This is a genomic window from Paenibacillus sp. FSL K6-2441 (genome assembly GCF_037964765.1).
Taxonomy (GTDB): Bacteria; Bacillota; Bacilli; order Paenibacillales; family Paenibacillaceae; genus Fontibacillus; species Fontibacillus phoenicis.
This window is the reverse complement of record NZ_CP150174.1, coordinates 2,310,953-2,337,397: the sequence shown is the minus strand read 5'-3', so window position 1 is coordinate 2,337,397 and position 26,445 is coordinate 2,310,953. Positions and strand designations below refer to the sequence as shown.

The window sequence follows — 26,445 nt, the reverse complement described above, 5'->3', positions numbered from 1 at the left end:
CCTCCTATTGTCATGTAGTTCAGTCTTCCTGCCGATCATAAAATACCCGGTTCCCCATGGTTTTATTCTCTTCATGACGTGAAACGCATAAAATTGTAAATTTTAATCGCTAATTTGGTTTAAATGATTTACTTTAAAAACTCTTCTACTTATATTTAATAGAGTAGTATATCAAAAAATGGTAGAGGAGGAATCGGATTAATGGTTTGGAGAAACAAAGCTTTCGGCAAGTTTCTGGCGATCAGTACCCTCGTTGTCGGGCTTGCTTCTGGAGCAGTCGTGCTGCCCGTAAATGCGGCCGAATCCGGAAGCACAGGGGCCAAGGACTTCGAGCTGCGCGTCCTACATACCAATGACACGCACGCGCACCTGGATAACATCGCTCGCAGGGTGACGGCCATTCACACAGCAAGAAATGATCACACGTTGTTGCTGGATGCGGGGGATGTATTTTCGGGAACGTTATATTTCAATCAATTCAACGGATTGGCCGATCTGTTCTTTATGAACGAGCTGAAGTATGATGCCATGACGTTTGGGAATCACGAGTTTGACAAAGGACCAGGTACCTTAGCCGAGTTCATTAAGCAGGCGAAGTTCCCGTTTGTCAGCGCTAATCTGGACTTTAGTGCGGATGCAGACCTGAAGGGGTTAAGCCATTCCGAGCTAGGCAAGGGAGAGCCTGGTCAAATTTACCCGGCTGTGATTAAGGAAATTGCCGGGGAGAAAGTGGGGATCATTGGCTTAACTACGCCGGAAACCTCCGTGTTATCCTCGCCGGGTCCTGACATCAAATTCGCTGACGAAGTCGAAAGCGCGCAGAAGCAAGTCGACGCTTTGGAAGCCGAAGGGATCAACAAGATCATTGTGTTGTCCCATTTAGGATATACCGTTGACCAACAACTGGCTGAAGCCGTCGATGGGATCGATATTATAGTTGGGGGGCACTCCCATACCGTTCTGAATGCCCCGGAAGTCCATCATGCCGATGAAGAACCAACGTTGATCGTGCAGACAGGCGAATATAACCAAAATTTAGGCCAACTGGATGTCACCTTTGATCACGACGGAAAACTAACCACCTGGAAAGGCGAGTTAATTGCCCTGGATGCCAAAGATGATGCCGGCAACTTTTTGATTAAGAGCGATGCCGCAGCGGAAGCCAAGCTGAAGGAATATGCTGCTCCGCTAGAAGATCTGAAGAAAACGGTGATCGGGAAGACCGAAACGGATTTGGATGGCGAACGCGGCAGCGTACGTAAGCAAGAGACGAATCTTGGTGACTTGATCGCTGATGGCATGCGCTCGAAGGTCATGAGCATCGTAAAAGTGCCTGATGTTAAAGGGTATGTAACCATCCAAAACGGGGGCGGGATTCGTGCTTCGATTAAAGCTGGGGATATTACCCTGGGTGATCTGCTCACCACAATGCCGTTCGGGAACAATTTAACGGCACTGAAGATGACAGGCGCTGAAATTGTGGCTGCACTGGAGAACGGTGTGAGCGGTGTCGAAAATGGGGAAGGGCGGTTCCCGCAAGTTTCGGGCTTGCGCTTCTACTACGATTCGACGAAGCCGGGTGAAGTGATCGACGATGTGACCGGTGAGAAGACGCAATCCGGACAACGCATCGTGAAAGTCCAAATCCAAAACGAAGGTGGAACCTACTCCGATATCGATCCGAAAGCATACTACATTGTGGCGACGAACTCGTTTATGGCGAGCGGCGGGGATTTTTACGCTTCGATGAAGCAAGCGAAGGACGACGGTCGGTTCTATGAGCTGAACCTCGTGGATTATGAAGTGTTCCATGAGTATCTCGACAAAGTGGGTACGGTTAAAGCCACCACTCAAGGACGGATTACCGATCTGAAAGGTGCTCCATTGCCAGCTGAAGCTGGAGGTACGCCAGCAGGCCAAAGCACAAACCCTGAAGCGCCTGCATTTACGGATATTTCCGGAGATCCCAATGCTTCGCTTATCAATGAAGCTGCAGCTGCCGGCATTGTTGAAGGATATGGGGATGGAACCTTCCGACCGCAAGCCGAGGTAACTCGTGCTGAATTTGCGGTCATGATCGGCCGTGCCTTCCAGGTATCGGAATCTTCTGAAGACACGGGATATACCGACATCTCGGAAGTGCCAAGCTGGGCTCTGCCTGCGGTAAGTTCCCTCAAGAAAGCAGGGGCGCTCGAAGTGCTTGGTAAAGAAACGTTCCAACCAAAAAGCACGCTTACCGCAAAACAAGCTGCCGAAGCGATTGCTGTTCTCTCCGGCAAAAAAGCCAATCTGGCTGGACTTGCCGCCGAGGCCAAGGTGACGCGCAGCAGCCTGGTATTGCTGATTCAATCCGCGCTGAAATAATCTTGCACAAATGTTTACCACCGTCTAGCCCAGTTACTTGGTTAGGCGGTGGTATTTTTTAACCGTATAACCGTTTATGATTTGCGTGGTGGATTTTGATCGTATTCTTCCGCCAGTTCTTCCAATGATTTGATAGGACCATGTGGATTTTGCGCTTGCTTTCGACTTTTCATGGCATTAATTTTTGATCGTTTGGATTTGGTCATAAATCAACATCCCCCTTTCATTCGTGCGGTGAAGAACATGAACGTTTCTCCGCGATAGTTTGGGACGCGTCCAGACGAAATATTCACCCCTGCGAAGAGGCGATTCTTGCGATATTTGCTGTGGTGTTTGCGGGGAATAGGGATTATAATCTTTTCAATATTCTCAGGTTTGGGGGCATCGGAAATGGAAGAAATCGAGCGATGGTACGATACGGAATATGACGAATGGGAACGGTTAGTTCGACATCGAATCGAGTATGACATAACAAGGCGTTATTTTGACGAATACATTACCGGCAAGCGATTACGCGTATTGGATATCGGGGGAGGGCCTGGCAGATATTCGATTTATTTGGCTGAGCAAGGGCATGAGGTCACGTTGCTGGATTTGTCCAAGCGACATCTCGAGGTGGCTCGGACGAAAGCGGAGGAACGAGGAGTTACTTTGAAGGACTATATTCATGGGAACGCCGGCAAGCTTCGCATTTTCAGCAGGGCTCGCTTTGGGTCCTTTCACATTGGCGGTCATGTCCGTGTCCATAAACGCCACATGCAGGCCGGCCACTCTGATATTTTCTCCGCCAAAACCAACCGCAGCGTATCGGTCATATTCCATTCCGCCGCTTTTGCTGCTGGATAGGCAGTTCCACCGACACTAAACCAGAATGGTTTGTCTATATTATTTGACTAATATAGCAATATATGGTATAAAAAGAGTAAAATATAAAAATTAAAAGTGGAGGAAATAGAATGGTGAAAAAAGTCGCTGGGTTACTTCTTGTTTTTTTGTTTTTAGTTCCAATTCATACTTTTGCGTTTAATCTCAATGAAAATACAGCGCAGGTTGAAGTTCCAGAAGACTTTGCATCACTTCCTGAAAGTATTACTGTCGAAGGTAATTATGTGTGTGCTGATGATACTGTGGATAATGTTGATGGGCAGTTCAAGCCACTTACAACTTGTTCTGGAGATGGAGGATATGCTCGTTTAGATTCAGTCTTTGGTGCGGGTGGGGCAGTCAGATGGGAGATAAATCCTCGTTTTTCCACAGCACATGTTTTTACAGGCTCTTTGACAATATCAAGATATCAAAATGGTGTTCCTGTATTTTACGATTCTATACGGATATCTTGCAGCGGCGTATTTGGTGAAGCGTGCGGCGATTACGTGGAATTGGGTTTACCAAGTGGCACTTATAGTGTTAGCATAAGTGGGACGGCAAGAGATGCTTCGGGGCTCTTTAGTGGATCGTGCCACCATGTACTATAGGGATCAGTTTTTAACATGTCTATTTCTCGAAAATATCAACAATTGCAAATAAGTAACATATCCCCTATGGATATGAATTTTCTATTATACATCGAAAACATTTATGAGTGCTACTTTGGGAGAAAAGAGATTTTTCCAGGCAGATACTTAATTTTAGATCAACAAGAGTTGCTTGAACCAGAAAGTTTTATCGTTGCTTTAAAGGCTTGTTGGAATACGATTGTGAAGGAGTATGAACAGCAACAATTCATGGACAATCCTCTAGACACGCTTCATTTCAGAGATGACTATGCAAGTCTGTTTAGAAATGATTCCGTCTTCCACACAGCTGAAAGGGTATGGAACGCATTTACGTTGTGGTGGTGGCCTGATTACGGTATTAAAGCCTACATGGAGAAATTTACGGACCAATATATGCCAGAAGTTACAGAGCAGATTTATAGAGGGCTTTACGAGAAGAATATTCCAATTGCTAAAGGTAATTCCCTTTATATAATGTTACTATTCAAACAACCAATTCAAATCATCCCCAAGAGTTCAAACAAACTATTTTTCTCAACTATTGATAGGTTCTTATATAAAAAGGATGAAATTGTCAGAGATATAGTTGATTTACTAAAGTAGATTCAGAAAATAGCCCTGTCAATCTTAACTGGTTGGTGGGGCTATTAAAATGCTCAAATATTCACTTTGGAATAACAGCAAAAGCAAACTGTAAAGAATCCGAAGCCTCGTCAGAAGCGAAAGAAGGCTCATTAAATATACTTGAGGGGGCTGTAATGATACGCGCAAAAGTTCGCTGCAGAAAATTTAATATTACGTAAAATAATAATTTGACGAATAAATAGATATGGATTATTCTAAAAACAGGAGGTGCGCGTTCAACATGGATAAAACCACGAAAGCTCATTATATGAGCCGAATTGATGAGAAATTAACGGATTTGCCTTGGTACGTGACCGAGTTCATCGATACGCGCAAACGCAAACTGTCGCATACCACGTTACTGAATTATTGTCATGATTACATCATTTTCTTTGATTGGCTCGTGGCTGAACGATTCGCAGCTCCCAGCCGTAAAGATGTTGAACTGTCCGTGCTTGAAAAATTAACGGTTCGAGAAATCGAAAGCTTTCTGACGTTCCTGGAATATCAATTAGGCAACTCCAAATTAACAATCAACCGGAAGCTGTCAGCACTTAAATCGCTGTTTGATTATTTACAGAATAAAGCCGAAACCGCTGATCTTAAGCCTTATCTTGAGCGAAATGTTATGGCCAAGATTGAATTTAATGCGCTGAAAGAGAGTCAGGAAACGATCGCGAATCGGATTGAAGGCAAAATTTTACGAGCCGATGATTTTGAACTGTTCCGGCAGTTTGTGGCTTATGATTTTGGTGAGCAAAACCGCGAGAATAAACGATTATTTCAATTCCACGAGTTTAACCGCGAACGGGATACGGCCATCGTTTCCTTAATACTAGGATCCGGATTGCGATTATCCGAAGTTGCCGGCATCAACCTGGAAGATCTCGATATGAACAAAGGCTTGGTTCGGGTCATTCGCAAAGGCAACAAAGAGCAATATGTATATTTTAGCGAACAAGCGAAGTTAGATCTGGAAAATTATATCAAAATTCGCGAAGCGCGGTATAAGCCGGAAAAATCAGAAACATATTTATTTATGGGTGCGCCGATCGGACGTAAAGGCAAAAACCGGCGATTAACGCCAAGATCGATTGAGAAACTGATTGAGAAGTACGCAACGGCTTTTGGCAAACCCGCCTTGACCGTCCATGCATTACGCCATTCCTTCGCAACGCGTTATCACCAGGAGAATAACGACGTGCCGCGACTGAAAAATCAATTAGGCCATGCATCGATTCAAACCACGATGATTTACACGCACTTAACGGATGAAGAGATGCGTAAAGCCGTAAATAATATGGACAAGTAGGACCATAAGGAAACAAGACCGTTGGAAACAGTCAAAACAGTTCCTGCGGTCTTTTCTGTATGACTTTTTCACAAAACCCGTATTTTGTACATATGTATATAAGTTAAATAAAAGCCCTTTCCTTGTTAGGTTAAATCCGCTTCAATAACTTGGCGAGGAATCAAAACTCTCTGCAAGATTAGAGATTTAGAAGTCTCTCTCTCCTTTTAGTTACTGCTGCGTATTGTTGAATTCTTCATTCGCTTGAGCAAGTATTTTTTGAATAAACGGTGCCTTGCACAACGTATATGATTGCCGGTCAGGACAGATCTCCGCCATTTCACGTTTTAAGTTCAAGTATTTAACGGCAACGTCGGGATACTTGATTAGATAGTCCCGGAAGAAAATAATGTTCTTCCATTCCTCACTTTCATATTCGTACACATGTAGATGATGTGTGCCGTTCCCCCATTCGCCCCTTCGAAAGAACATACGATTGGGGAAATCCTCTTTTGGTACGTATTCAAAGCCGATTTGGTTAAGTAGTGCGATCGCACAATCATCGATAATGGAAAGATGATCTACCGCCACCGCAATATCTATAATCGGCTTAGCCGCCATGCCAGGAATTGAAGTGCTACCTACATGTTCAATTCGCTTCACCTTATCACCGAGCAAAGCCAGAATGCGATTACGATCTTTCTCAAATTCCTGTGCCCAAAGGTCACTATAGTTACTGAGTGTGACTTTGTTTGTCATGAATATCACCTCTGTAAAAATAGGAATTACACGCGATAAGTGAGAAACTTACGGATGCCTATTTTATGGAATGATTACACATTATTTGACCGGTTTCTTCTCTTTAGCTCATTTACAACTGGCATTACGGGAGGACTAATTTCGGCAGGTATATCTTCAATATCAAAAAATCGGTATTCTCTGCTTTCGTTATCAATGTTTATTTCTCCATAAAATTTATTGCTAGAGTAAACAATATCGACGATATATACTTCATCTCCATTAGGGTAAATATAGTGCAACTCTTTTCCTGAGAAAACACCAAAAATACTCAATTCTTCTACACTTAAACCGGTCTCCTCAAACAGTTCTCTTCGAACCGAATATTCAGTATTTTCACCTAGGTCAACAGCTCCGCCTGGAAAACACCAGCAACCATTATCACTTCTTCTTAGCATTAGAACTTGATTTAACTGATTAAATAAAATAATACTTGCACCGCATAATAGTAACGGTTCATGTCCAATTAATTTTCTCATTTTCTTAACGTACTCGGTCATTTTAAATCCCCTCTCCCCTCCCCTCCGCTCTCATCAAAGAGATCGGTTGTAAAAATGAGATCATATTACAAGCCTAAGCCCAAGAAAATGAAGTCCTAGATCCATTGATTAGTAATGATACTATATAATAGAATTTGGATTACTTCAATGGAAAGGAAAGCGTTTAGATAATGATTAAATGATTATCGGGAATTCGACGAGGCTGATATTAAGCGAATCAAAACCATCCAAATTTATATAGAGCTTGGGTTGTCGACGAAGGAGATTCTTGAAATTTTGAAGTGCCATGATACTTATGTTGCTTACGATATCAATGAGTTCTGTGTTGGTGAGATTTACGATCACTCGACCGGCCAATATATCGCCTTGTACGATTCCATATGGTCGTCGGATGACCTTCCTTCAGGAACGTTTGGGCAAGAGCTGAACCCATCATACCTAAGCCGATGACACTCACTGGCGGTTGGTTCGCTTTCGTTGTATTCCAATCCTTACTGACTTTCATCTCACTTTGCTCCTTTTCTTTCATTCGAATTTCTCGTCGCCTATATCCCCCAATAACCATTTTTACTTCACAAACTGAAACCAACTGAAATCAAAATTGCTGCCCGGCAAAAAGATAAACGTTACATCCTGAACGCCCGTCACGCGATTTAATGGGAATTCCTTGACCTCGTACCCGTCGGTTTGTGTAAATTCGATCAACTGCCGGTTTTCTTTGCCATTTGCTGTGAACTGCACATGGATCGTATTTTTATCGATGAGTGAATGACCGCAGATCAACAGCTTTGATGCGCCCTCTCCCTCGAAATCCAGCTGCTTCATTTCCAGTGATACATTATTTCCGATCCCTTCTACGTTGTTCCCTTCGATTCGGAAGCTGTCCCCATAGATATGATCACAATCCGCAGCCGCATTCCGTAGCAAAGCCCGATTTTGGCGTGTGAATGAGAACCCTTTGAGATGAATCTTCTGCTTCAGCACAAAGCAAATTGAAGTAATGCCGCGAAGGCGCTTATTCAAACGAAATGTTGCTTCCTGATACACGTTCCACCGCGTTTCCTTCTGGTAAATGACTTCTGCAATCTGTTCGCTGCCCTCTTCCCCAGGCATCCCCTCCCAGATTTGAATCAGGTAAGGCTCGCTGGTCAACGCAAAAATCGGCAGCGTGATTTCATCCGACCCCTGAAGCCCAAAATCAAGATTCCGGAAGCCGATCCGAGATTCCCCATCTCTGCTGGTAGCCACGCCTCTTTCATTGCCGTTTCCGATCTCCCCGAAGCTGTAATCGTACAGTCCCGCCGAGATAAAGCTATACGGATCTTTCTGCGCCTCGCCCAGCCCTGTTGCTTGAAATTCCAACTCGGAGATCAGCTTAATTTTGTCCGTACCGTTGCGGCTCGTACAACGCACGCGGAAGCGCCCGTCCCCCAAAGCACGGAGTCTAGCCCGATGCCCATCCGCCTCGATTTGAGCAAGGTTAGATGGTATGCCCGCATCATTAACCACGCTCCATTCCACTTCCGTGTAGGAGGTATTCGCTGGGTAAAGCTTGGCTTCCAGTTGGATTTCAGGATGCTCGGCAGTCAGCTGTTGTCCAGCTAAAGAAATAATCTCAATTTTTCGCACCGGAATTTCGTCCGAGGTTCCCATCACAATCGGCATCTCACGGTTTCCAAATTGGGCAGAAACACCTGTGAGTCCCTGATCTACCGACCGAGATTTAAGAGTAATGCTCTGACTCTCCATCCCTTTCGAGCTGACTTTCACGACAATCGTGCCTGGTGTTGTGTTTGCTGCTACGATGGCCATCGCTTTTCCGCTGAACAATCTCCGACTCGTGCCCTTGTAAGGATCATAGTCCGTGCTGTCTCCGTTATCCAATCCAATTAACCGCCCGGCTCCCGCGACTTCAACGGTTACTCGATTGTTCGCATTTCTCACGGGATTTGCATCTTCATCTTCCATTGAGATTTCAATGAACGTCAGGTCGGTTCCGTTGTCAGATATGTTTAACATCACACCGGCTGCCTGCTCGATCATTTCCAACCGCAGGTTTGCGGGCCCTCTGAGGTTTTTGAACCCGTGGAGAAGGCTGTTTTCAACTAACGGCTGGAGAATGAACCTTGGGCAAGGAAGCTGAAGCGCTTCCTCATCAATCCTAAAATCAATTTGGAGCTTATCCCCCATCCTCACTTTATGGATATCCAGATAATGTCGAACGTTTTCCAGTTCCTCTCCTAAGGTGCTGACGTCCTTCGTTTTGGACAAGCTGTACCTGAGAAGCTTTCCCAGCTTTTGACCGATGTCCGCAACCTCATGATCATCGTTCAGCGTAGCCAGCATACACATCGTTTCCAGCGTGTTGTACAGGAAATGGGGATTGATTTGGGCTTGCAGCATTTTGATCTCCGCTTCCTTCTTGAGCAATTCGGTTTGCGCTACCATCTGTGTCAATTCATCCACCCGGCCGATCATCAAGTTGTAGGAAGAAATTAAGAATCCGATTTCATCCGCCCCCCCTTCCCCGGGGTATAAGGCTTTCTTAGGATCCTCCACTCTTCTCAAGTGGCGGGAGAACCGGACAATTCGCAAAGTAATGGACGATGCAATCGTAAAATAGACCAAGGATAACACGGTAAGCAGGAGGATCCCTATACCAAGCGAAAATCCGGTCGTCTTCCAAAAATCCAAAGCGTCCCGCACATCGTAAACCTTCACCACCGTCAGGTTAAAACGTTCAATTTTCGCTGCACCTATCAAGTACCGATGATTCTTTGTGAATAAGGTAGCCATGCCGGCTTGCGGCAGCTTCTTGAGAATCTCCCTTTTCTCCCGCTCATTCAGCTTGTTATCCGGCTCTTCATACAGCAGATTCCCGCTGTCATCCACAACGATCTTCGATGCGTCTTCCGGGCTCTGCTGGGCATCGAAGAACTGTTTAAAAAGTCCGTCGTTTAACGAGATTTGCAAGATGCCGATGGAACGAGTGTAGCTGTAATTGTACATCTTGTGAAAATAACGGATCGCGGGCAGCACGTTTGGCGAATCCGACTTCTCGTATGCCCAAAGCCCCTTGTTAGGAGCAAGCCGCTGGACGTCTGCAGCCTGCGGTGAATCCGTAAATCTGGCGATATCCTGAACTTCAGGGGATAGAATCGGAAGATCTGGATTCGCTTTATACATGGTGATTTCGTCGATAAGCTGATTGGAAATGTAGGCAAAGGAAAAGGTGGGACTGATCTCCCGCTTGTACCTGTACGCCTCCGCCCAATCGGTTGCGCTGAATCCTCCCAAATACTCCGTCAGGCTGGTGTTGTTTTGAAAAAGAGCATACATCGCTTCGATTTTCGTCAGATCAACCTCCAAATTTCGGTATGCCTGCTCTAACATCTGTGATTTGCCGCTTTTCAAGTGATCCAGCTGATTATTGTACATTTGTCTATAAAAGATCAATCCAAATACGGCAAACGGAATACAGATCAGCAGGATATAGCCGATAAACAATTTGTGGACCAGGCGCAGGTTGCGCAGGCGTGCTGTAATCGGTTGCAAAATAGAGTTCATGAACTTCTCACCTTCGGCTTCCAATTTCATTATAAAAGTGCCTGAATTATACCGATACTTTCGATTTCTTATGTTTGACTCCTCATTTTTAAGGGCTCTTGTTTTTGGGCTATAAAAACAAAATAACCCGTGCACGCACGGGTTATAAATCATCACATTATCTCAAAGCAAAGTCACCTTTTGAAAAGTGTTATCCTTCATCGTTCTTACGACTCGAATATTCTTGATATTCGTGGGATGCCCGAGAACGGTTTTAAACACCCAATAGGGTTGTAAAGTTTCGATTTCGACTTCTTCCCCAAGCTCTGTTTTAATGAGTTGGATAAAGTCTCCCATATTTGGAGCTTGTCCGACTTCTTTAAAGAAGGAGATCTGTCGGAAGGTTCGCTCCCCAGATAATGAGGTGATTTCTAGGGTTGTGGAATATTTATCCTTTGACGTGATTTCATTGTCCTGTCCCTTGTGCTCTGCCATTTTACTTAATTCCCTCTCCACAAAATATTTATTATATGAATTATATCGACAGAGGGAAAAAATAAATTATCTCTTTCTTTCATTTCTTAAGATTTGTTCACACTTTTTTTATCTCTATTTTGATGTCACCGGCAAGATGCCTCCTGCAAAAGGAGAAAGGATAAGCCCGGCAGCCAAAACAGATGAGCAAATCTGACAAACATTCAAGAAGCGAACAAACTGCTTCGCCTTTATCAAAAAATCGCGGTTGCCGAAGGCGCAGGAACCGGAGCTGGCGGTCTTGTGTTGAATGCGGTGGATTTTCCGGCATTCATTGCGATTAAAATGAAGTTTCTGTTCGAATTGGCCCATGTCTACGGGTATGACACGAAGGTGTTTTCCGAACGCGTATCGCTTGCGTAAACTAAATGATCAGACGAGTTAACCCTCACTCCGCCCCTACCACTGGATGCGGTACGTATGGTTCTTCAAGATAGGCCATTTCCTCCGCGCTGAGTTTGACCGATAACGCCCCAACTGCATCTTCCAGATGCGATAGTTTTGTAGCGCCCACGATGGGTGCTGCGACCTGTTCCTTCTGCAACAGCCAAGCCAGCGCGATATGTACGCGAGGAACACCGCGTTTCTCCGCCACTTCTGCCACACGCTCGATAATAAAACGATCCGCCGCTGCGGTGGGATCGTACTTGGATTTTTGAATCGCATCGGTTTCCGAGCGATGGGTGGTGACCGATGCATCGCGAATCAAGCGGCCGGAAGCGAGCGGGCTATAAGGCGTTACGGCGATGTTTTGGTCTTTGCAGAGCGGCAGCATCTCCCTCTCCTCTTCCCGATAAATCAAGTTGTAGTGGTTTTGCATGGAAACAAACCGGGTCCATCCGTTCTTCTCAGCGACATACTGGGCCTTCTGGAATTGCCAGGCGTACATTGCAGAAGCACCTATATACCGGGCTTTCCCCGCTTTCACCACGTCGTGCAGCGCCTCCATCGTTTCCTCGATAGGCGTGTTGTAATCCCAACGATGGATGATATAAAGGTCCACGTAATCGGTCCCCAGCCGCTTCAGGCTCTTGTCAATTTCGCTCAATATCGCTTTCCGCGATAATCCGGCTCCGTTGGGACCGGGATGCATGCGTCCCCACACCTTGGTTGCAAGCACGATTTCGTCCCGGTTCGCGATCTCTTTAAGAATTCGTCCCGTGATCGCTTCGCTGGTCCCGGCTGCATAGACGTTGGCTGTATCAAAGAAGTTGATGCCCAGCTCAAGCGCTCTTTGAATGATTGGGCGGGCCTTATCCTCATTCAGCACCCAGGAATGCCATCCTGGTACCACTTCGCCAAAGCTCATGCAGCCGAGGCAAATTCGCGAGACGTCCAATCCGGTATTCCCTAGCTTCACATAATCCATCGTTCATTCCTCCATGCGATGAAGTCTGATCCTCTTTATTATCTCTCAAAGAAAAAGACGTCCGCAATTCAAATCTCTTGCAAACGTCTAATTCGGATGCGCTTTAGAGTACGGTGTCGTCCACCCCGTCCAGCCACGCTTCGATGCTTCCGATCACCGAAGTGACGCAGCCGTCTTCAAACGGTGAAATCAAGCCGGACGTTTGGACCAGCTCCGTGAAGGATTGGCTGCCGCCTTGCTGGCATAAGCGCAAGTAGTCGGCCCACGCCGCTTCGCGGTCTTCATGCATCTTCTTCCAGAACTGAAACGCGCAAATCTGTGCCAAGGTATAATCGATATAATAAAACGGCGAATTGAAGATATGCCCCTGTTTGTGCCAGTACCCGCCCCGTTCCAAATAGGCGTTATCCGCATAGTTCCGGTAAGGCACATACTTGCGTTCAATCTCCCGCCAAGCTTGCTTGCGTTCCGCCGGCGTCGCCTCCGGATGCTCATAGACGTAATGCTGGAATTCATCCACCGCCACGCCGTAAGGAATGAAGATGACTGCACTAGCTAAGTGATCAAAGCGGTATTTATCGGCCTGTTCTTCAAAGAACAAATCCATCCAAGGCCAGGTGAAAAATTCCATGCTCATCGAATGAATTTCACAGGCTTCCAGCGTCGGGAATTGATACTCCGGCACCTCGTAGCCCCGGCTTTCATACATTTGAAATGCATGCCCTGCTTCATGTGTCAGCACATCGATATCGCCGGACGTCCCGTTGAAATTTGAGAAAATAAACGGCGCCTTGTAATCGCTGATAAAGGTACAGTACCCGCCAGCCTGTTTACCTTGTTTGGACACGAGATCCATCAATCCATTTTCCGTCATGAAGGTGAAGAATTCATTCGTTTCCCGAGACAGCTCGCGATACATCTTCGCCCCGTTCTTCACAACCCAGTCGGAATCGCCTTTCGGTACCGCGTTTCCGGATTTGAAAGCAAAGCTCTCATCATAGTACAGCAGCTGGTCCACGCCGATCCGCTGCTTTTGCCGCTCCTTCAGCTTCGTGGTCACAGGCACAATATGCTTGAGAACCTGGCTTCGGAAGTTCGCTACCTTCTCGGCATCGTAATCCGTCCGCGACAGGCGGGCATAACCGAGCTCCACGAAGTTGCGGAATCCAAGCTTCTTGGCGATCTTGGTCCGCACTTGGACCAACTCGTCATAGATCCGGTCAAGCTCATCTTCATGCTCGGCCAAAAAACCGTACGCCGCTTCGGCCGCACGCTTGCGAACCCCCCGATCCGTCGATTGCTGGAACGGTATGAGCTGGGACAAGTTGCGTTCCTCGCCTTCAAACGGAATTTTTGCGGAGGCGATCAGCTTGGCGTATTCCGTGGTCAGTTTGTTTTCCCGCTGCAGATCCTCGATGACGTCCGGGCTAAACGTCTTTAACGACAGCTCGGCAAGCCGGAACAGCTGATGTCCCCATTTTTTCTCCAGCTGGCCGCGGAATTTCGAATGAACTAAAGCCCGGTAGTAGTCTGTAATCGATTCCTGCACAACCGGGCCCACTTCATCATAGAAGTCCTGTTCCGCTTTATAAAACTCGTCGTTTGTATTGATCGTATGCCGGACGCTGGCGATCTCCTGCATTGTATCGAAGCCGCTTCTAAGTTGATTGATTTCCCGCATGATCCGGTCTTGCTCTTCATAAGAAACCGCACTTGTAAATGCCTGAAGAAGCTCCTTAAATCTCTGTTGGAAAGCTTGGACATCGGGCCGTTCATATCGGTATTCGCTAAATTTCATGGCATACACCTGCCTTTTCAAAGATTAGATAAATTTGGAATTAGAAAGAATACGAACATTATACTAAATCCTCTTTCGGGATCGCAATCACGACACGATTTGTTAGCTGTGCACACCACGGTAGGTTTATCCAGTTTTCTTGGTTCGAAGGTAACCGTCGACCTTGGCTTTCATCGATTGGATGGTCGTTTTCCGGTATTGGATTGCAAGCCGAAGTACCTTCAGCTGCTGTGTACGGGATAATTGCTTGAACCGAGGCTCTTGTCGCAAAAATTTACGGATGATGGACCAGCTGCTCGCGGATGTCCGATCCCGTTGAACACGCGGGACTTCATAGGGCAAATTGGGTTTGCGAAAATAATGGATCAACGATTCTACGCGCTCGGAGGTTTTACCTTGGTCCACCAAGCATGGAGCCACTGTATTTTTCGTATGCTTTCTCAAAAATTCGTAATGGTGATTTCCGCTAACGATGATGTATCCTCCGTGCTTCCGGCTTTTGCGGACAACCATCAGATGCATGCAATCGTGCGCGGCCTTTCGAAGCGACTTGATTCGCTGGGTAAGTTGAACAGAGATGCCGGGTCTAAGCTTGTTAAGAGGGATATATTGCACCGTAAATCTCATGGAGCCACCCCTTTCCGATGAACTTAACTATATGTATATGCCTCATCTGCCCAGCTTGCATCCTTAGCCTGAAAAAAGCGGTTTGAGACTGATGACGCTCCCCTATTCTCCCTTCGAGGGATTCCACCGCCCTCCTCGATTCCTTTCATATAGCCGGGAAGCACCCAATAGCTTTCTTTGTCGTCATCATATAGGGGTCATTGAATCTTGGGTTGTACAGCGTCATATCAGTGTAGATCCAATCCAGGAGTTCTTTTATCATTGGCCTAAAAACTTCTGCATCGCTTTCTGGATCGAAATGTTGCTCGCCCAACCGATCGCTCGATTCGTTATGAAAACAATGCATGTCAAACAAGCTGCCAAAGCTGCGCAGTTAGATAACGTCGAGGCGTAGAAAGCTACAATAATTAACAAAAAACAAGGCAATCCGCTTTTGCGGTTTGCCTTGTTTTTTTATATCCCACCGTTTATTTAAACAAATCCGGATACATTTCTTTCGCCAACTGCTCCATCCCATCAATCGTGTTGTAGCCATAGCCAAACATATAGTTGTAGTCGACCGCGTAGATCTGTTTGTTCTTGATCGCCTTCATGCTGGATAATTTCGGATTGTTATAAAGCGCTTCTTTGAGCGTGTTGGGATCCGATCCGTCATAGGTTCTCCAATCCGGGACGATCAGGACGTCCGGGTCGGCCCCGATCAGCGATTCCACACTTACCTCGTCGCTGGTATTATTTTCGAAGACATTCTTAAGCTTCACCATATGGAACGCATCGTTAAAGAAGGTTTCAGCATGGGCGGCATAGACGCTGACTTCATTTGGATCGCTCATAAATAATAAAGCGAAGGTTTTTTCTTCGGTAATGCCCGCCAGTTTGGAGCTAATGACTTCTTGTCTTGCTTTTAATTCTTGAATAAATTCATTTGCCTTATCCTGCACATTAAAGATTTTCCCTAAATTCTCGATATCCTTGTAGACTGATTCATAGGTTCCTCCGGTAATCGAAGACTCTAAAACATAAGTTTTAATGCCCATATCATTTAATACGTCAACGGTGCCGACACCCCAATCGGCGTTCTCAAATAAACCGCCGCGCCCAAAGACCAGATCCGGATCCGTTCCAAGGGTAACTTCCTTCCCAACGTATCCATCGCTCAAAATATTCAGTTTGTTGTATTCCTCTTCCACCGATGGATCCGGTGCACCGAAGTTTGCTCCGACCCCAACAATTTTATCGCCTAACCCTAAATGCAACAGCAATTCAGCGGCTGGTCTTGTATTTGCCATGATCCGTTCAGGCGCTTTGTCGAAGACTTGCTCTTTCTCTTCCCACACCGTACCGCCTTCCGCTTTCGCGTAGTTAACGATCGTTACGGGATACTGGCTGGTAGCTGCTTCTTGATTTTGAGCTTGGTTTTGAGTTTGATTTTCAGTTTGATTTTGCGCTGACGCCGAGCCGCTGCTTGTGCTTGTGCTCGTGTTTGCCCCTCCGCAAGCCGTTAATGTCAGCAGGAATGTTAAACTTAAGGCAAGCCATATTTTCTTCTTCATCCTTCGTTCTCCCCTTCTAAATTCCATATGCGAAGCTTAATCCGTTCGTAATCGGATTGATATATGTCTGGCATTTGATGTGATAAAGTGACTCGATAACTTCCGGTGTCAGAACTTCTTCCGGTCTTCCGTGTGCATAAACCTCGCCGTCCTTGATCGCATATAGGTAATCGCAATAATGGGCGGCCATTTCCAAGTCGTGAAGCGCTGCCAACACACCGATCTGCAGCGACTTCACACAGGTTAAGATCTCTAGCTGATAACGAATATCCAAGTGATTCGTAGGTTCATCCAAAATCATGAACTTGGGCTGTTGGGCAATGGTTCTCGCTAAAATAACCCTCTGCTTCTCGCCCCCGGACAAAGACAAATAACTGCGGTTTTTGTATTCGAGCAGATTCGTTCTTCTTAAGGCTTCCTCTACGATTTCATAATCCTCTTGCTTATCGGACTCCAGCAATTTTTTGTGGGGTGTCCGGCCCAACATCACCATTTGTTGCACCGTTAGATCAAAATGCATCTCATTAAATTGACCGACCACGCCTAATTGTTGCGACACCTTTTTTTCTGAAGTCTTTAATACATCCATATCATTCAGAAAAACGGTGCCGTTCTGCGGGACCAAGCTCTTGTAGATGCTTTTTAGCAACGTCGATTTTCCGCATCCATTGGGCCCGATCAGTCCAACAAACTGCTTGTTTTTGACGTGGATCGAAACATTTTTGACGATTTCTCTTTTTCCGATCTTGATCTCCAAGTGTTTCGCGGTCAATTCCATGCTTTAACCTCCGAAATTGTAGCCTTTTTTCACGATCATATAGATAAATAAGGGCGACCCAATCACCGAAGTAATGATCCCGATGGGTAATTCGACGTTATGGATGAGCGTTCTGGACAAAATGTCCGACCAGATCAGGAACAGTCCGCCTAGAAGCAGGGTTCCAGGCATCAATCGCTTGTGGTCTGCGCCAAATAGACCTCGGGCGATATGCGGGATGATCAGACCTACGAATCCGATCATCCCAGCGTAAGCCACCATCGTACCGGTAATTAGCGCGGTCAAGACCATGTACAATTTGCGAAAAATGCTTAAGTTAATCCCCAGGGTAATCGCGGATTCATCGCCTAACAGCATCGTGTTCAGCACGCGATGTTGAAATAGAAACAGCCCGCACCCTAGAATCACAATCACCGCCAGGATCGGTGTTTTGTCCCAACTGGAGGAAGCCAAACTGCCCATCGCCCAGAAGGTCACGGATTTAATTCCCTCTGCATCGTTGGCGAAATAGATGATCAAGCTGGAGAAGGAGCTGCACAAAGCGCCGAGGACAACCCCGGATAACACGAGCTTCACCGATGTTGCTTTGCCTCCAATGCTGGATAGAATCAGCACGGCGATCGACGCGATCATCGCGCCAACAAAGGCACCAAAAGCTACGCCGAACTGGGACAATAGCGCACCGCTTCCGAACCCGATCAGTATGGCGAAGGTGGCTCCAAGCGAAGCGCCGGACGAGATGCCAAGTATGTATGGATCCGCGAGCGGGTTTTGCACCACGGCCTGCATGACGGCTCCGCACAATGCGAGTCCCATGCCGATAAGAAGAGCAAAGATGACACGAGGCATCCTAACTTGCAGAATAATGTTCAGGTAGGATTGGTTATCGATATGCTCCAGCGACCCCCATCGACCGTGTGACAAGAAGTTCAGCATAATGGTTATCGCTTGTTTAAATGGAATATGGACTTGACCAATGGATACGGAATAAACCGCGGATACCCCAATCAGTACGATTAATAGGAGGATTAAGAGGTAATAGAGACTCCCCATTTTTTGATTCGCGGCTGTAGTATTCAGAATTTCACCTCCCATAAAACGATGATCATGATAATGAGAATCATTATCATAGATATGATAATAAGACATTGTTCATAAAATTACAATCCGAAATTTGAAAATTTTTTAAATAAAAAAACCGCGATGAACGCGGTTGAAAGTATGTTATAGTTGTACCTGTTTGGTCGCAATCCGCTCGCAAAACTCGCGATCATGCTCAACAAACAATATCGTAGGCTCATAGGTTAGCAGCAAATCTTCGATCTGCATACGCGAGATCACGTCAATGAAATTCAGCGGTTCGTCCCATACCAGCAAATGCGCTTTTTCGCAGAGGCTTTTCGCGATAAGCACCTTTTTCTTCTGGCCCCCGCTGTAATCCGCGATATCCTTCTCAAACTGCAATCTGGAGAAATCCAATTTCCGCAAAATCGCTTTAAACAAACTTTCATCAATGTCATGCTCTCTGGTAAAATCGGTTAAATTCCCATGCAGCCAAGAGGTTTGCTGAGACACATAAGAGATTTTCAATTGGCTCCCTTGACGTACCGTGCCGGTATAGCGGATATCCTCCCCGCAAAGCAGCTTCAGAATGCTTGACTTTCCCGAGCCGTTACGGCCCATCAGCACGATCCGGTCGCCTAGTTCGATCGTAAAGCTGATATCGCGGCACACCTGCTTCTCGCCGTAGTGGATCGAAACGCGGTCAAATTCGGCAAGCTGCGTTTTATGGTAAGGCAGCTGGGCGATTTTTAAGCTTTCTGAGGCTTCAATGTTCTTGAGCAGCTTCGACTTTTCCTCGATCGCGTTCTGTTGTCGTTGCTCGATCGATTTGGAGCGCTGCATCATCTTGGCCGCTTTATGACCGATGTAGCCCTTATCCACTTTGGAGCCGGAATTTCGTGTGCCGTTTTTCGTACTTTCCACCTTATGCGACCAGTTGCTCGTCCGCTTCGCCGCTTCCGACAGGCGTTTAATGTCTTTCTGCAGCCTTTCGTTTTCGGCTAACTCATAGTTGTCCTGGCGCCTTTTATTTTCCCACCAATCGGAGAAATTGCCCTTCTGAATCTCAATGTTTGTCTTGTTGATGGACAGGATGTGATCCACGCAGCGATCCAAAAAGGCGCGATCATGAGAAACCAGGATAAACCCGTTCTTGCGGTTTAAATAATCACCCACGAGCTCTCTGGCTTCCATGTCCAAATGGTTCGTTGGTTCATCGATCAGCAGGAAGTGATTCTCTTTCAGAAATAAGGCGGCAAGCATTACCTTGGTCTGCTCCCCGTTCGACAAAGACTCGAAAGGACGGTACAGCACATCATCGGACACCTGCAGTAAAGAAAGCTCACGCATGAGCTCCCACAACTCATAGACCGGAACAATTTCCTCTACAACATCCAGCGTATTCTTCTCCGGATGCTTGACCTCAAACGGGAAGTAATCGAAGCTGACATCCGCGGAAATTTGTCCGCTGTATTCGTATTTGCCGAGCAGCAAATTCAGGAAGGTCGTCTTCCCCCGTCCGTTCCGGCCGGTAAAGCCCAGCCTCCAATCGGTATCGATGCGAAAGCTCACATCCTCGAAAATGTTATCGTAACTGCCTTCATAGGCAAACGTTAGATGGTTCACATGAATTAATGACATGAACAACATCCCTCCTGCATAAAAAAATGGGCTGCAAGAAAGATAGCTTTCCTGCAGCCCAAAAATATACAACAAATCCAACCCTGCCGGCGGGGATGGATTTAGAATATATACGATTGGAGTGAAAGGATGAAGTATCTTTCTTGCATAAGAAATAAACCATGCGATTCACGCTCGCATTACGGTTCCATCTTCTTAGCAAGAAATATCCATCCGTTTCAGCTCCCTCATTTAAGATAGTCGTATTCTAACATACTGCTGACATGAGTGCAAGGCACACCACAGCAATTCAAATCGATCTTAGGATGACATGTCAAGTTTCCCGGTTAATGATGTAGTGCAGTAAGTGTTTAAGAAAAACCGGAGGTTTCGGGAGCTCCATGAGCGCTTCCATCGCCAGGCAATAATGCTCCCACATCGCTTTGTTTGCCTCAGCCGTCCCCAGTACAGTCACATAGGTGGAACTGCCGTTTTCAATGTCCTTCCCCGTTGGTTTGCCGAGTAAACGCGGATCCCCTTCCCCATCCAGCAGATCGTCTTTGATTTGAAAAGCGATGCCAGTGTGATAAGCAAAATTCTTCAGAACGGCGATTTCCGTCTCGTTAGCCCGAGCCAAAATCGCCGGTGCTACCAAACAGGCTTCAAACGCAATTCCCGTCTTGTAGAAGCAAATCCGGTCGAGCTCCTCTACGGTTAACACCTTGCCTTTGGCGTTTAAGTCCATCGCTTGCCCCATGCAGATCTCCCCGGCCTTCCGGGATAAGTATTGCAGCAGCGCCAGCACGGACTCGTTGTCGAAGCCTTTCAAAGATGCCTGCTCTTCCACCGCCTTCTGGATCAGGAAAATTCCCGTAAGCTCGGCAATGGCGCTGTTATGCACTTCATGCAGCGTTGGCTTGCCACGGCGGGATGGAGAATTGTCTTGAGACGGTAAGTCATCAAAGATCAGAGAGGCGGTATGCATGTATTCGAGCGCCCGGAACAAAGGGGATAACGCAGCCGGATCCAGTCCGTATACCTGCACGCCCATCACCCATGCTAAGATCGGGCGGAGCCGCTTCCCGCTGCCTTCCAGACTGTAATTGGCCGTATCCACCAGGAGGGGATCTTCCGTAATCAAAGACGATGCTGTGCTTGTAATTGGCAATATCGCATCTACATGCTTTCGAGCGGTTTGGACAAGCTCAACAAATGCTTCTTGCTCTTGCCGATTCGCTCGCAACGCCATTAGCAACTGGTCCCGCAGCCATTTGTCGTAGAAATCTACATCCGCCGCACGACGAACCAGAAGCTGAATCAGATCCTCCAGCTCCGGATGACCGATCGAAAAAATCGCCAAGACTTCATGAAACCGCTCTACTCCAACCCGTCTTTGATATCGTTTGAGTCCATTGATGGCACGCGCTAAAATGATTTCACGGGTTTGGGGCTCCGAACGGTAGACATGGTGGATCAAATGCGAAATGACCGCCCAATACAATTCAAACGGATTGATCAAATCCGGTCGTTCATGCCGGTAGGTCAAATAATACGTATAAGGCGTGACCGCTCCTGCATCAAGGTCTGCGGCCATGTCCGCAAAGTCGTCAGCCAGCTGATTGTAGAGGCCGTAATAGAATACACGCTGGTCAAACCCCTCATCCTGGGGAGCAGAAATCACGGAACGAACGATCAGCCGCGACGAGGCGGATTTTAAAATAATGGGCAGGTATAACTCTTCATTGGTATAATGCGCATCATGTAATGTTTTGCAGCGATCGGCGTCCTGGGATTCAAAAAAGATATACGATTGCTCGAAAAATACGTCCTGCGTACCCGGATTCTGATAACCGCGGATAAATTCATACGCTTCCCGAAGCTCAGTATGGATATATCGAACCAGCTCTTGATGGCGGCCGCTCCACTCCCCAAGCTCGGGTACAATACCCGTTCGGATCGTCAAGCGAATCATACGGGAATATTGTTCCTGCTCTTCGGCATTTAAGGCTCCGGAATCCAGCAGGTCATCAATAAACGGGTAGGTCAGCCCGTAATAATATCCCAGTTTGATTGCCTCTCCGAGCCGGCGGGAACGCTCCGCAGAGCCTTTGTGGCCCTCCATTTCGTCCATGACGTGCATCACGACGCCCAAGATGATTTTGATGAGCTTGCGCTCGGCTTCCTCGGCATTCATTTCTGGCGGGAGATGGGACCTAACGCCCTTTAACCGCTCCATCACCCAAATCACCGCTTCCTCCACGCCCTCTCGCTGAGCCCAGCGATAGACGGAAGCTAAGCTGATCATCTCTTCCATGATTCCCGTTCCGACCGTTGCTTCATCCGGTGAGACGAGAGACTTCTTCAACCCGCCTGCCATGCGTTGGATCTTGGCACGGGTTCGGGGATCGGACAAATCCTGACCGAGATCCCGCAGATACATATAGGAAACGCTCCGCTCCAAATAATCGTCCAGCTTCCCTGCACGGGCCAGCCATGCGAGAAACCGGGAACCCTCCGATGAATCGGGCGGTTTGGCGCCGCGTCGCCAGATCGGGAGCAATTTCTGACGTGGAAGGTGCTTTTTTTTCCACCATATGAAATCATCGAGCAGTCTGGACACGTAGCTCTTCGAGCGGAGCTGTTCCTGCAACAAGTCCAAGTAACGTGCGGCTTTGCTTTCGGCCCGTTGATACCACCTATCCGCTTGTTCCGTGTTCGCCTTCATTATCGTCATCGTTGCATCCCTCGGCTTATTTTTGTCTTCTTCCAAGACCATTATCTTTTATAATAGTATAAACGACAGAACGTCAAAAACGTGCAATAGTCTGTATCCAACCTAGACTTAGGTCTAGGAATGATTTTATGGAAGGAGGGGACGCGGGCATGCGATTTCCAGCTTATATTCGGGAGTTTGTCGCAGCATGGCGGGATTACCGAGCAGATCCGAACACGCTGATCGGACAGCGTTATCTGATCCAGGACGTGATCGGCGAAGGCAGCTACGGAATCACCTATCTCGCCCTCGATCAGCTGGAGCATCGGCCGGTTGTCTTGAAGCAAGCCAGGCCCAGCAAAGGCGCATTGTCCGGGCAGCTGTTGGAGCAAGAAGCACGGATCCTGCAATCCTTAAATCACCCGCGGCTCCCCGTTTTTAAAGAATGGATTACGAATAAACGTCATTCCTTTTTGGTGATGTCCTTGGTGGAAGGATCAACGCTGGAGGATTTGATTTTTGAGCAAGGACAACGCTTTGGCGAAGCAGATAGTGCCCAAATCACCCTGCAGCTGCTGGAGCTGATCGGGTACATCCATCAGCAGGGATTCGTTCATCTTGATTTGCGAATGCCTAACATCCTGCTGCAGGAGGGACAACTCAGCCTAATCGATTTTGGGTTGGCCCGCGCGATGGGTGAACCACCGTTGTCACTGCTGGAAGTTAAGTCATTTCGTGGGTCCATCGGGTCAAGTCCATATGTGACTCGTTTACAGAGCCCGGCGGAGCCGCAATCGGATCTGGTGGATGTCGGCCATTTTATGCTGTTCTTGCTCTACTCTGCCTTTGAATCCTCTCGCTCCGCCACAAACGCTAAGGATCTAAGCTGGCAGGAAGAGCTGCCCCTCTCCCACTCCCTGATCGAAATCATTGAGCGGCTGCTCCAACTGCGCCAGCCCTTTGCGGACGCTTTAGAAGCTGCTAAGGCCATGCGCGTCTTTTTGTCCCAGGCGGCGGAACGTCCGTTTTCTTTTATGTCCAACAACGAATACAATAGAATGTAAGGATTTCATATCAGAAAGGTAGGGACATGACATGCTGAGAAGATTTCTGAATAAATTACTTCATTCCGCTACGCATAGCCATCGAAGGCATTACGGCAGCTCGGCTAGACATTACGGTAAGCGCTACAGCAGCAGCCACGGGTACACTCGGCCGATGATGGGACGCTCCTCCTCCGACTACAAGCACCGCCACGGCTACATGGGATCCGGTTATTACAAATCGAGAAGACATAGCTCCAGTTAGCCGGAAACCTGTCTCCCCCTCAACCTTTGAGGGGGATTTTTTTCTCACCCCTTCCCTGACTTCCCGCTGAATGCCAAAAGTTGTAGGTTGTCCCGCTCTACAGTCTTCCCTACAATGTTGTAGGGAAAGGAGGTCACCCAAAATGAACAAATTCCGAGGATTCCTTTTACTCTTTGTGATCGTGCTCTCGGTAGGCCTGTTGGGCGGAGCAGCGCCAACGCAGGCAGCCTCCGGGACGCTGAAGCTGGGCTCCACGAGCGGGGATGTCTGGGATCTTCAATACCGACTGAAGGCGCTGGGCATCTTCAATGAACAACTTACCGGATATTACGGGACAAAAACGCAACAAGCCGTGCGTACGTTCCAGTCGCGTTACGGGCTTCAGGTTGACGGTGTGGCTGGCCCCCAGACTTGGGCGGCGCTGAGAAAATATTCGCTAAATCAAAGCGAAATGGATCTGTTGGCCCGAGTGATTTATAGTGAAGCTCGAGGTGAGCCGTATACCGGACAAGTGGCGGTGGGTGCCGTCGTCATGAATCGGATTCAATCGTCTTTATTCCCTGATACAATCAACGGTGTCGTGTTTCAACCGGGCGCCTTTACTGCGGTCGATGACGGACAAATTTGGCTTACACCGGACCGCACGGCTTATCTAGCTGCACTGGATGCGGTCAGAGGTTGGGATCCGTCCTACGGTTCGCTTTATTATTTCAATCCAAAAACAGCGACAAGCAAATGGATTTGGTCGCGTCCGCAGAAGCTTCAAATCGGCAACCACATCTTCACTAGTTAATGAATCAGAGCTGAAACAGGGTCTTGCGAATTTCGCAAGATCCTGTTCTTTTAAGAAGCACATTCCTAAATGCCCCTGCACTATATATAAAAAACTGCACTTATTACAAGTAAAGGGGACAAAGAAGACGATGCCCATTAAAAACGGAAAACAGTACATCGAACGGATCAACCGCAAGCGCATCCGGTTATGGTACAACGGCGAACGCGTTAACGTTCCGTTATCCGAGCACCCTGCCTTTCGAGGTCTGATCCGGACGCAGGCCGCGATGTACGATAAGCAATGCGAGGATGACCTGCGGGACGTCATGACGTATGTGTCACCGACCACCGAGGAGCGCGTTGGCCTTTCATTTTTGCCGCCGACCACTCCCGAAGAGTTAGTTCGCAGAAGGAGGATGTCCGAGATTTGGGCCGGTTTGCATCATGGATTTCTCGGCCGTTCCCCCGACTATATGAACACCGCGTTGATGTCGTTTTATACCGCTGCCTCCATGATGGAGGCTGTCGCGCCGGAGTATGGACAGAATCTGCGTACGTATTACGAGTATTGTCGGGAAAATGACATCACGTTATCCCATGCCTTTGTTCAGCCGATGATCAGCAAAATGTCCGGACCGGTTGATCATGATGAATCCCTGGCCGCCAAGGTGGTAGAGATCCTTCCTGAGGGTCTTGTCGTAAGCGGTGCTTTTCTGATGGCGACCCAGGGACCCACCTGCGAGGAAATCCTCGTCCTCCCCACGCCTTCCTTTATGTTGGGAGACGGGAAGGTGAATCCCAGCGCATTCGCTTTTGCGGTACCAAATGATTTGGAGGGAATGACCTTTATTTGCCGAGAGAGCCACGCGTTTGATTCAAGTTATGATCACCCCCTCTCCAGCCGGTTTGAGGAAATGGACACGATGGTGATCTTTGATCGGGTTCTCGTTCCGCGGGATCGGGTATTTTTCTTCGGCGAAGAGGATTTGTGCGATCGGTTGTTTCATGAAGGGCACTTCCATGCATACGCCGGTCACCAGATCCTCACGCGGTACATTGCGAAGACTGAATTTTTCCTAGGGCTGCTGCAAGCGTTGGCCATGGAGCAGAATGCGGATGGCGAGCCCTCGTTCCTTCATTCAATCGCCAAAATCATGGCAATGCTGGAGAACCTGAAAGCATTGCGTATGGCGGCCGAGACCGGCGGAACCTTCACCGCATCCGGTTACTATGTTCCAGCGCTGGCACCGCTGACCGCCGCGGGTATCCAGTTTCCCGATCTGCATGAGGAAGCGCTGAAGATGATCCGTACGATTAGCGCCAGCCAACTGATCATGAACCCGTTTGGGGCAGACTTCAATTCGGAAAACCAAGCTTACCTCGATACCTATTTGCAGGGAATATCCAGTCTGGCAAAAGATCGCATCGCCCTCTTCAGGCTGGCCTGGGAGCTGGGCGGCAGCGCGTTTGGCGGCAGACAAAACCAGTTTGAACGCTTCTTCTTTGGGAATGGGAAGACGATCGCAAGCCGCATGTATGGCTGCTACGAAAGCCTGGAGCAATACAAGTCGCGAATTTACCAGTTTCTTGGCCTGAGTGAGAAGCACGAAAAATAAAACAATTTCCATGGCATTCGCCCAACCGCCCTCTCCGCATTTGCATATGATGATTGTGCCTATACATTGAAGGG

23 protein-coding genes and 1 pseudogene are annotated in these 26,445 nt (G+C 47.5%); 10 read left to right on the top strand and 14 right to left on the bottom strand.

Annotated elements, in window-relative coordinates:
• Positions 1-201: 201 nt before the first annotated feature.
• Positions 202-2,364 (top strand): 5'-nucleotidase C-terminal domain-containing protein, encoded by a 2,163-nt coding sequence (locus tag NSQ80_RS10560; RefSeq protein ID WP_339298929.1) that lies wholly within the window; start codon positions 202-204, stop codon positions 2,362-2,364.
• 74 nt (positions 2,365-2,438) lie between these two features.
• Here the strand turns inward: NSQ80_RS10560 and NSQ80_RS10555 are convergent, their stop codons facing one another.
• Positions 2,439-2,570 (bottom strand): DUF6254 family protein, encoded by a 132-nt coding sequence (locus NSQ80_RS10555; protein ID WP_232282204.1) that lies wholly within the window; start codon positions 2,568-2,570, stop codon positions 2,439-2,441.
• Between the two features lie 184 nt (positions 2,571-2,754).
• Between NSQ80_RS10555 and NSQ80_RS10550 the strand changes: the two genes are divergently transcribed.
• The 4 genes from NSQ80_RS10550 (at position 2,755) to xerS (ending at position 5,796) form a co-directional block, all read left to right on the top strand.
• A complete protein-coding gene (locus tag NSQ80_RS10550) occupies positions 2,755-3,210 on the top strand; it encodes a class I SAM-dependent methyltransferase (protein WP_050769667.1) in 456 nt (151 codons plus the stop codon).
• Positions 3,211-3,320: 110 nt separating this feature from the next.
• On the top strand, positions 3,321-3,839 hold the full coding sequence (locus NSQ80_RS10545; RefSeq protein ID WP_323076562.1) for a hypothetical protein: 519 nt from the start codon (positions 3,321-3,323) through the stop codon (positions 3,837-3,839).
• Positions 3,840-3,854: 15 nt separating this feature from the next.
• Positions 3,855-4,463 carry a hypothetical protein gene (locus NSQ80_RS10540; protein WP_036643841.1) on the top strand — a complete coding sequence of 203 codons (609 nt, stop codon included), beginning with the start codon at positions 3,855-3,857 and terminating at the stop codon, positions 4,461-4,463.
• 262 nt (positions 4,464-4,725) lie between these two features.
• Entirely contained in the window at positions 4,726-5,796 is a 1,071-nt protein-coding gene (gene xerS / locus NSQ80_RS10535) for a tyrosine recombinase XerS (RefSeq protein WP_009223324.1), read from the top strand.
• A 210-nt stretch (positions 5,797-6,006) separates the two neighbouring features.
• Here xerS and NSQ80_RS10530 read toward each other — a convergent pair whose 3' ends face one another.
• The 5 genes from NSQ80_RS10530 to NSQ80_RS10510 form a co-directional block, all read right to left on the bottom strand.
• Positions 6,007-6,534 (bottom strand): GrpB family protein, encoded by a 528-nt coding sequence (locus NSQ80_RS10530; protein ID WP_260070271.1) that lies wholly within the window; start codon positions 6,532-6,534, stop codon positions 6,007-6,009.
• Positions 6,535-6,608: 74 nt separating this feature from the next.
• The gene (locus NSQ80_RS10525) at positions 6,609-7,073 is read right to left on the bottom strand and encodes an NUDIX domain-containing protein (RefSeq protein ID WP_009223322.1); all 465 of its coding nucleotides are present in this window, start codon (positions 7,071-7,073) and stop codon (positions 6,609-6,611) included.
• A gap of 310 nt (positions 7,074-7,383) precedes the next feature.
• On the bottom strand, positions 7,384-7,578 hold the full coding sequence (locus tag NSQ80_RS10520) for an NAD(P)-binding domain-containing protein (RefSeq protein WP_260070325.1): 195 nt from the start codon (positions 7,576-7,578) through the stop codon (positions 7,384-7,386).
• Between the two features lie 62 nt (positions 7,579-7,640).
• A complete protein-coding gene (locus tag NSQ80_RS10515) occupies positions 7,641-10,640 on the bottom strand; it encodes a histidine kinase (protein WP_260070270.1) in 3,000 nt (999 codons plus the stop codon).
• Positions 10,641-10,802: 162 nt separating this feature from the next.
• A complete protein-coding gene (locus tag NSQ80_RS10510) occupies positions 10,803-11,114 on the bottom strand; it encodes a hypothetical protein (RefSeq protein WP_009223317.1) in 312 nt (103 codons plus the stop codon).
• A 204-nt stretch (positions 11,115-11,318) separates the two neighbouring features.
• On the opposite strand from NSQ80_RS10510, the pseudogene NSQ80_RS10505 reads away from it, so the two are divergent.
• A pseudogene (locus tag NSQ80_RS10505) lies at positions 11,319-11,504 on the top strand (EcsC family protein); the annotation flags it as partial.
• A 37-nt stretch (positions 11,505-11,541) separates the two neighbouring features.
• Here NSQ80_RS10505 and NSQ80_RS10500 read toward each other — a convergent pair.
• The 8 genes from NSQ80_RS10500 to NSQ80_RS10465 all read right to left on the bottom strand — a co-directional run bounded on the left by NSQ80_RS10500 (position 11,542) and on the right by NSQ80_RS10465 (position 22,694).
• The gene (locus NSQ80_RS10500; protein WP_009223316.1) at positions 11,542-12,522 is read right to left on the bottom strand and encodes an aldo/keto reductase; all 981 of its coding nucleotides are present in this window, start codon (positions 12,520-12,522) and stop codon (positions 11,542-11,544) included.
• Between the two features lie 103 nt (positions 12,523-12,625).
• Positions 12,626-14,320 carry a M3 family oligoendopeptidase gene (locus NSQ80_RS10495; protein ID WP_339302143.1) on the bottom strand — a complete coding sequence of 565 codons (1,695 nt, stop codon included), beginning with the start codon at positions 14,318-14,320 and terminating at the stop codon, positions 12,626-12,628.
• A gap of 126 nt (positions 14,321-14,446) precedes the next feature.
• Positions 14,447-14,947: a hypothetical protein gene (locus tag NSQ80_RS10490; RefSeq protein ID WP_339302142.1), complete on the bottom strand. Its 501-nt coding sequence runs from the start codon at positions 14,945-14,947 to the stop codon at positions 14,447-14,449.
• A 467-nt stretch (positions 14,948-15,414) separates the two neighbouring features.
• A complete protein-coding gene (locus NSQ80_RS10485; protein WP_339302141.1) occupies positions 15,415-16,500 on the bottom strand; it encodes an ABC transporter substrate-binding protein in 1,086 nt (361 codons plus the stop codon).
• 16 nt (positions 16,501-16,516) lie between these two features.
• The gene (locus NSQ80_RS10480; RefSeq protein ID WP_339302140.1) at positions 16,517-17,278 is read right to left on the bottom strand and encodes an ABC transporter ATP-binding protein; all 762 of its coding nucleotides are present in this window, start codon (positions 17,276-17,278) and stop codon (positions 16,517-16,519) included.
• 3 nt (positions 17,279-17,281) lie between these two features.
• On the bottom strand, positions 17,282-18,373 hold the full coding sequence (locus NSQ80_RS10475; RefSeq protein WP_339302139.1) for an iron ABC transporter permease: 1,092 nt from the start codon (positions 18,371-18,373) through the stop codon (positions 17,282-17,284).
• 129 nt (positions 18,374-18,502) lie between these two features.
• Positions 18,503-19,981 carry an Lsa family ABC-F type ribosomal protection protein gene (locus NSQ80_RS10470; protein WP_339302138.1) on the bottom strand — a complete coding sequence of 493 codons (1,479 nt, stop codon included), beginning with the start codon at positions 19,979-19,981 and terminating at the stop codon, positions 18,503-18,505.
• Positions 19,982-20,294: 313 nt separating this feature from the next.
• Positions 20,295-22,694, bottom strand: a complete 2,400-nt coding sequence (locus NSQ80_RS10465; protein WP_009223309.1) for a polyprenyl synthetase family protein — start codon at positions 22,692-22,694, stop codon at positions 20,295-20,297.
• Positions 22,695-22,843: 149 nt separating this feature from the next.
• Between NSQ80_RS10465 and NSQ80_RS10460 the strand changes: the two genes are divergently transcribed.
• From NSQ80_RS10460 to NSQ80_RS10445, 4 genes are all read left to right on the top strand, one after another.
• Positions 22,844-23,737, top strand: a complete 894-nt coding sequence (locus NSQ80_RS10460; protein ID WP_260070261.1) for a protein kinase — start codon at positions 22,844-22,846, stop codon at positions 23,735-23,737.
• 31 nt (positions 23,738-23,768) lie between these two features.
• The gene (locus NSQ80_RS10455; RefSeq protein WP_260070260.1) at positions 23,769-23,981 is read left to right on the top strand and encodes a hypothetical protein; all 213 of its coding nucleotides are present in this window, start codon (positions 23,769-23,771) and stop codon (positions 23,979-23,981) included.
• 142 nt (positions 23,982-24,123) lie between these two features.
• Positions 24,124-24,774 (top strand): spore cortex-lytic enzyme, encoded by a 651-nt coding sequence (sleB, locus tag NSQ80_RS10450; RefSeq protein WP_036643830.1) that lies wholly within the window; start codon positions 24,124-24,126, stop codon positions 24,772-24,774.
• A gap of 130 nt (positions 24,775-24,904) precedes the next feature.
• On the top strand, positions 24,905-26,371 hold the full coding sequence (locus NSQ80_RS10445; RefSeq protein ID WP_323076549.1) for a 4-hydroxyphenylacetate 3-hydroxylase N-terminal domain-containing protein: 1,467 nt from the start codon (positions 24,905-24,907) through the stop codon (positions 26,369-26,371).
• Positions 26,372-26,445: the final 74 nt, after the last annotated feature.

Excerpts from the sequence above, each read along its gene's own strand:
- NSQ80_RS10560 (WP_339298929.1), top strand. The coding sequence starts at position 202 with ATGGTTTGGAGAAACAAAGCTTTCGGCAAGTTTCTGGCGATCAGTACC.
- NSQ80_RS10555 (WP_232282204.1), bottom strand. The coding sequence starts at position 2,570 with ATGACCAAATCCAAACGATCAAAAATTAATGCCATGAAAAGTCGAAAG.
- NSQ80_RS10550 (WP_050769667.1), top strand. The coding sequence starts at position 2,755 with ATGGAAGAAATCGAGCGATGGTACGATACGGAATATGACGAATGGGAA.
- NSQ80_RS10545 (WP_323076562.1), top strand. The coding sequence starts at position 3,321 with ATGGTGAAAAAAGTCGCTGGGTTACTTCTTGTTTTTTTGTTTTTAGTT.
- NSQ80_RS10540 (WP_036643841.1), top strand. The coding sequence starts at position 3,855 with ATGTCTATTTCTCGAAAATATCAACAATTGCAAATAAGTAACATATCC.
- xerS (WP_009223324.1), top strand. The coding sequence starts at position 4,726 with ATGGATAAAACCACGAAAGCTCATTATATGAGCCGAATTGATGAGAAA.
- NSQ80_RS10530 (WP_260070271.1), bottom strand. The coding sequence starts at position 6,534 with ATGACAAACAAAGTCACACTCAGTAACTATAGTGACCTTTGGGCACAG.
- NSQ80_RS10525 (WP_009223322.1), bottom strand. The coding sequence starts at position 7,073 with ATGACCGAGTACGTTAAGAAAATGAGAAAATTAATTGGACATGAACCG.
- NSQ80_RS10520 (WP_260070325.1), bottom strand. The coding sequence starts at position 7,578 with ATGAAAGTCAGTAAGGATTGGAATACAACGAAAGCGAACCAACCGCCA.
- NSQ80_RS10515 (WP_260070270.1), bottom strand. The coding sequence starts at position 10,640 with ATGAACTCTATTTTGCAACCGATTACAGCACGCCTGCGCAACCTGCGC.
- NSQ80_RS10510 (WP_009223317.1), bottom strand. The coding sequence starts at position 11,114 with ATGGCAGAGCACAAGGGACAGGACAATGAAATCACGTCAAAGGATAAA.
- NSQ80_RS10500 (WP_009223316.1), bottom strand. The coding sequence starts at position 12,522 with ATGGATTATGTGAAGCTAGGGAATACCGGATTGGACGTCTCGCGAATT.
- NSQ80_RS10495 (WP_339302143.1), bottom strand. The coding sequence starts at position 14,320 with ATGAAATTTAGCGAATACCGATATGAACGGCCCGATGTCCAAGCTTTC.
- NSQ80_RS10490 (WP_339302142.1), bottom strand. The coding sequence starts at position 14,947 with ATGAGATTTACGGTGCAATATATCCCTCTTAACAAGCTTAGACCCGGC.
- NSQ80_RS10485 (WP_339302141.1), bottom strand. The coding sequence starts at position 16,500 with ATGAAGAAGAAAATATGGCTTGCCTTAAGTTTAACATTCCTGCTGACA.
- NSQ80_RS10480 (WP_339302140.1), bottom strand. The coding sequence starts at position 17,278 with ATGGAATTGACCGCGAAACACTTGGAGATCAAGATCGGAAAAAGAGAA.
- NSQ80_RS10475 (WP_339302139.1), bottom strand. The coding sequence starts at position 18,373 with ATGGGAGGTGAAATTCTGAATACTACAGCCGCGAATCAAAAAATGGGG.
- NSQ80_RS10470 (WP_339302138.1), bottom strand. The coding sequence starts at position 19,981 with ATGTCATTAATTCATGTGAACCATCTAACGTTTGCCTATGAAGGCAGT.
- NSQ80_RS10465 (WP_009223309.1), bottom strand. The coding sequence starts at position 22,694 with ATGACGATAATGAAGGCGAACACGGAACAAGCGGATAGGTGGTATCAA.
- NSQ80_RS10460 (WP_260070261.1), top strand. The coding sequence starts at position 22,844 with ATGCGATTTCCAGCTTATATTCGGGAGTTTGTCGCAGCATGGCGGGAT.
- NSQ80_RS10455 (WP_260070260.1), top strand. The coding sequence starts at position 23,769 with ATGCTGAGAAGATTTCTGAATAAATTACTTCATTCCGCTACGCATAGC.
- sleB (WP_036643830.1), top strand. The coding sequence starts at position 24,124 with ATGAACAAATTCCGAGGATTCCTTTTACTCTTTGTGATCGTGCTCTCG.
- NSQ80_RS10445 (WP_323076549.1), top strand. The coding sequence starts at position 24,905 with ATGCCCATTAAAAACGGAAAACAGTACATCGAACGGATCAACCGCAAG.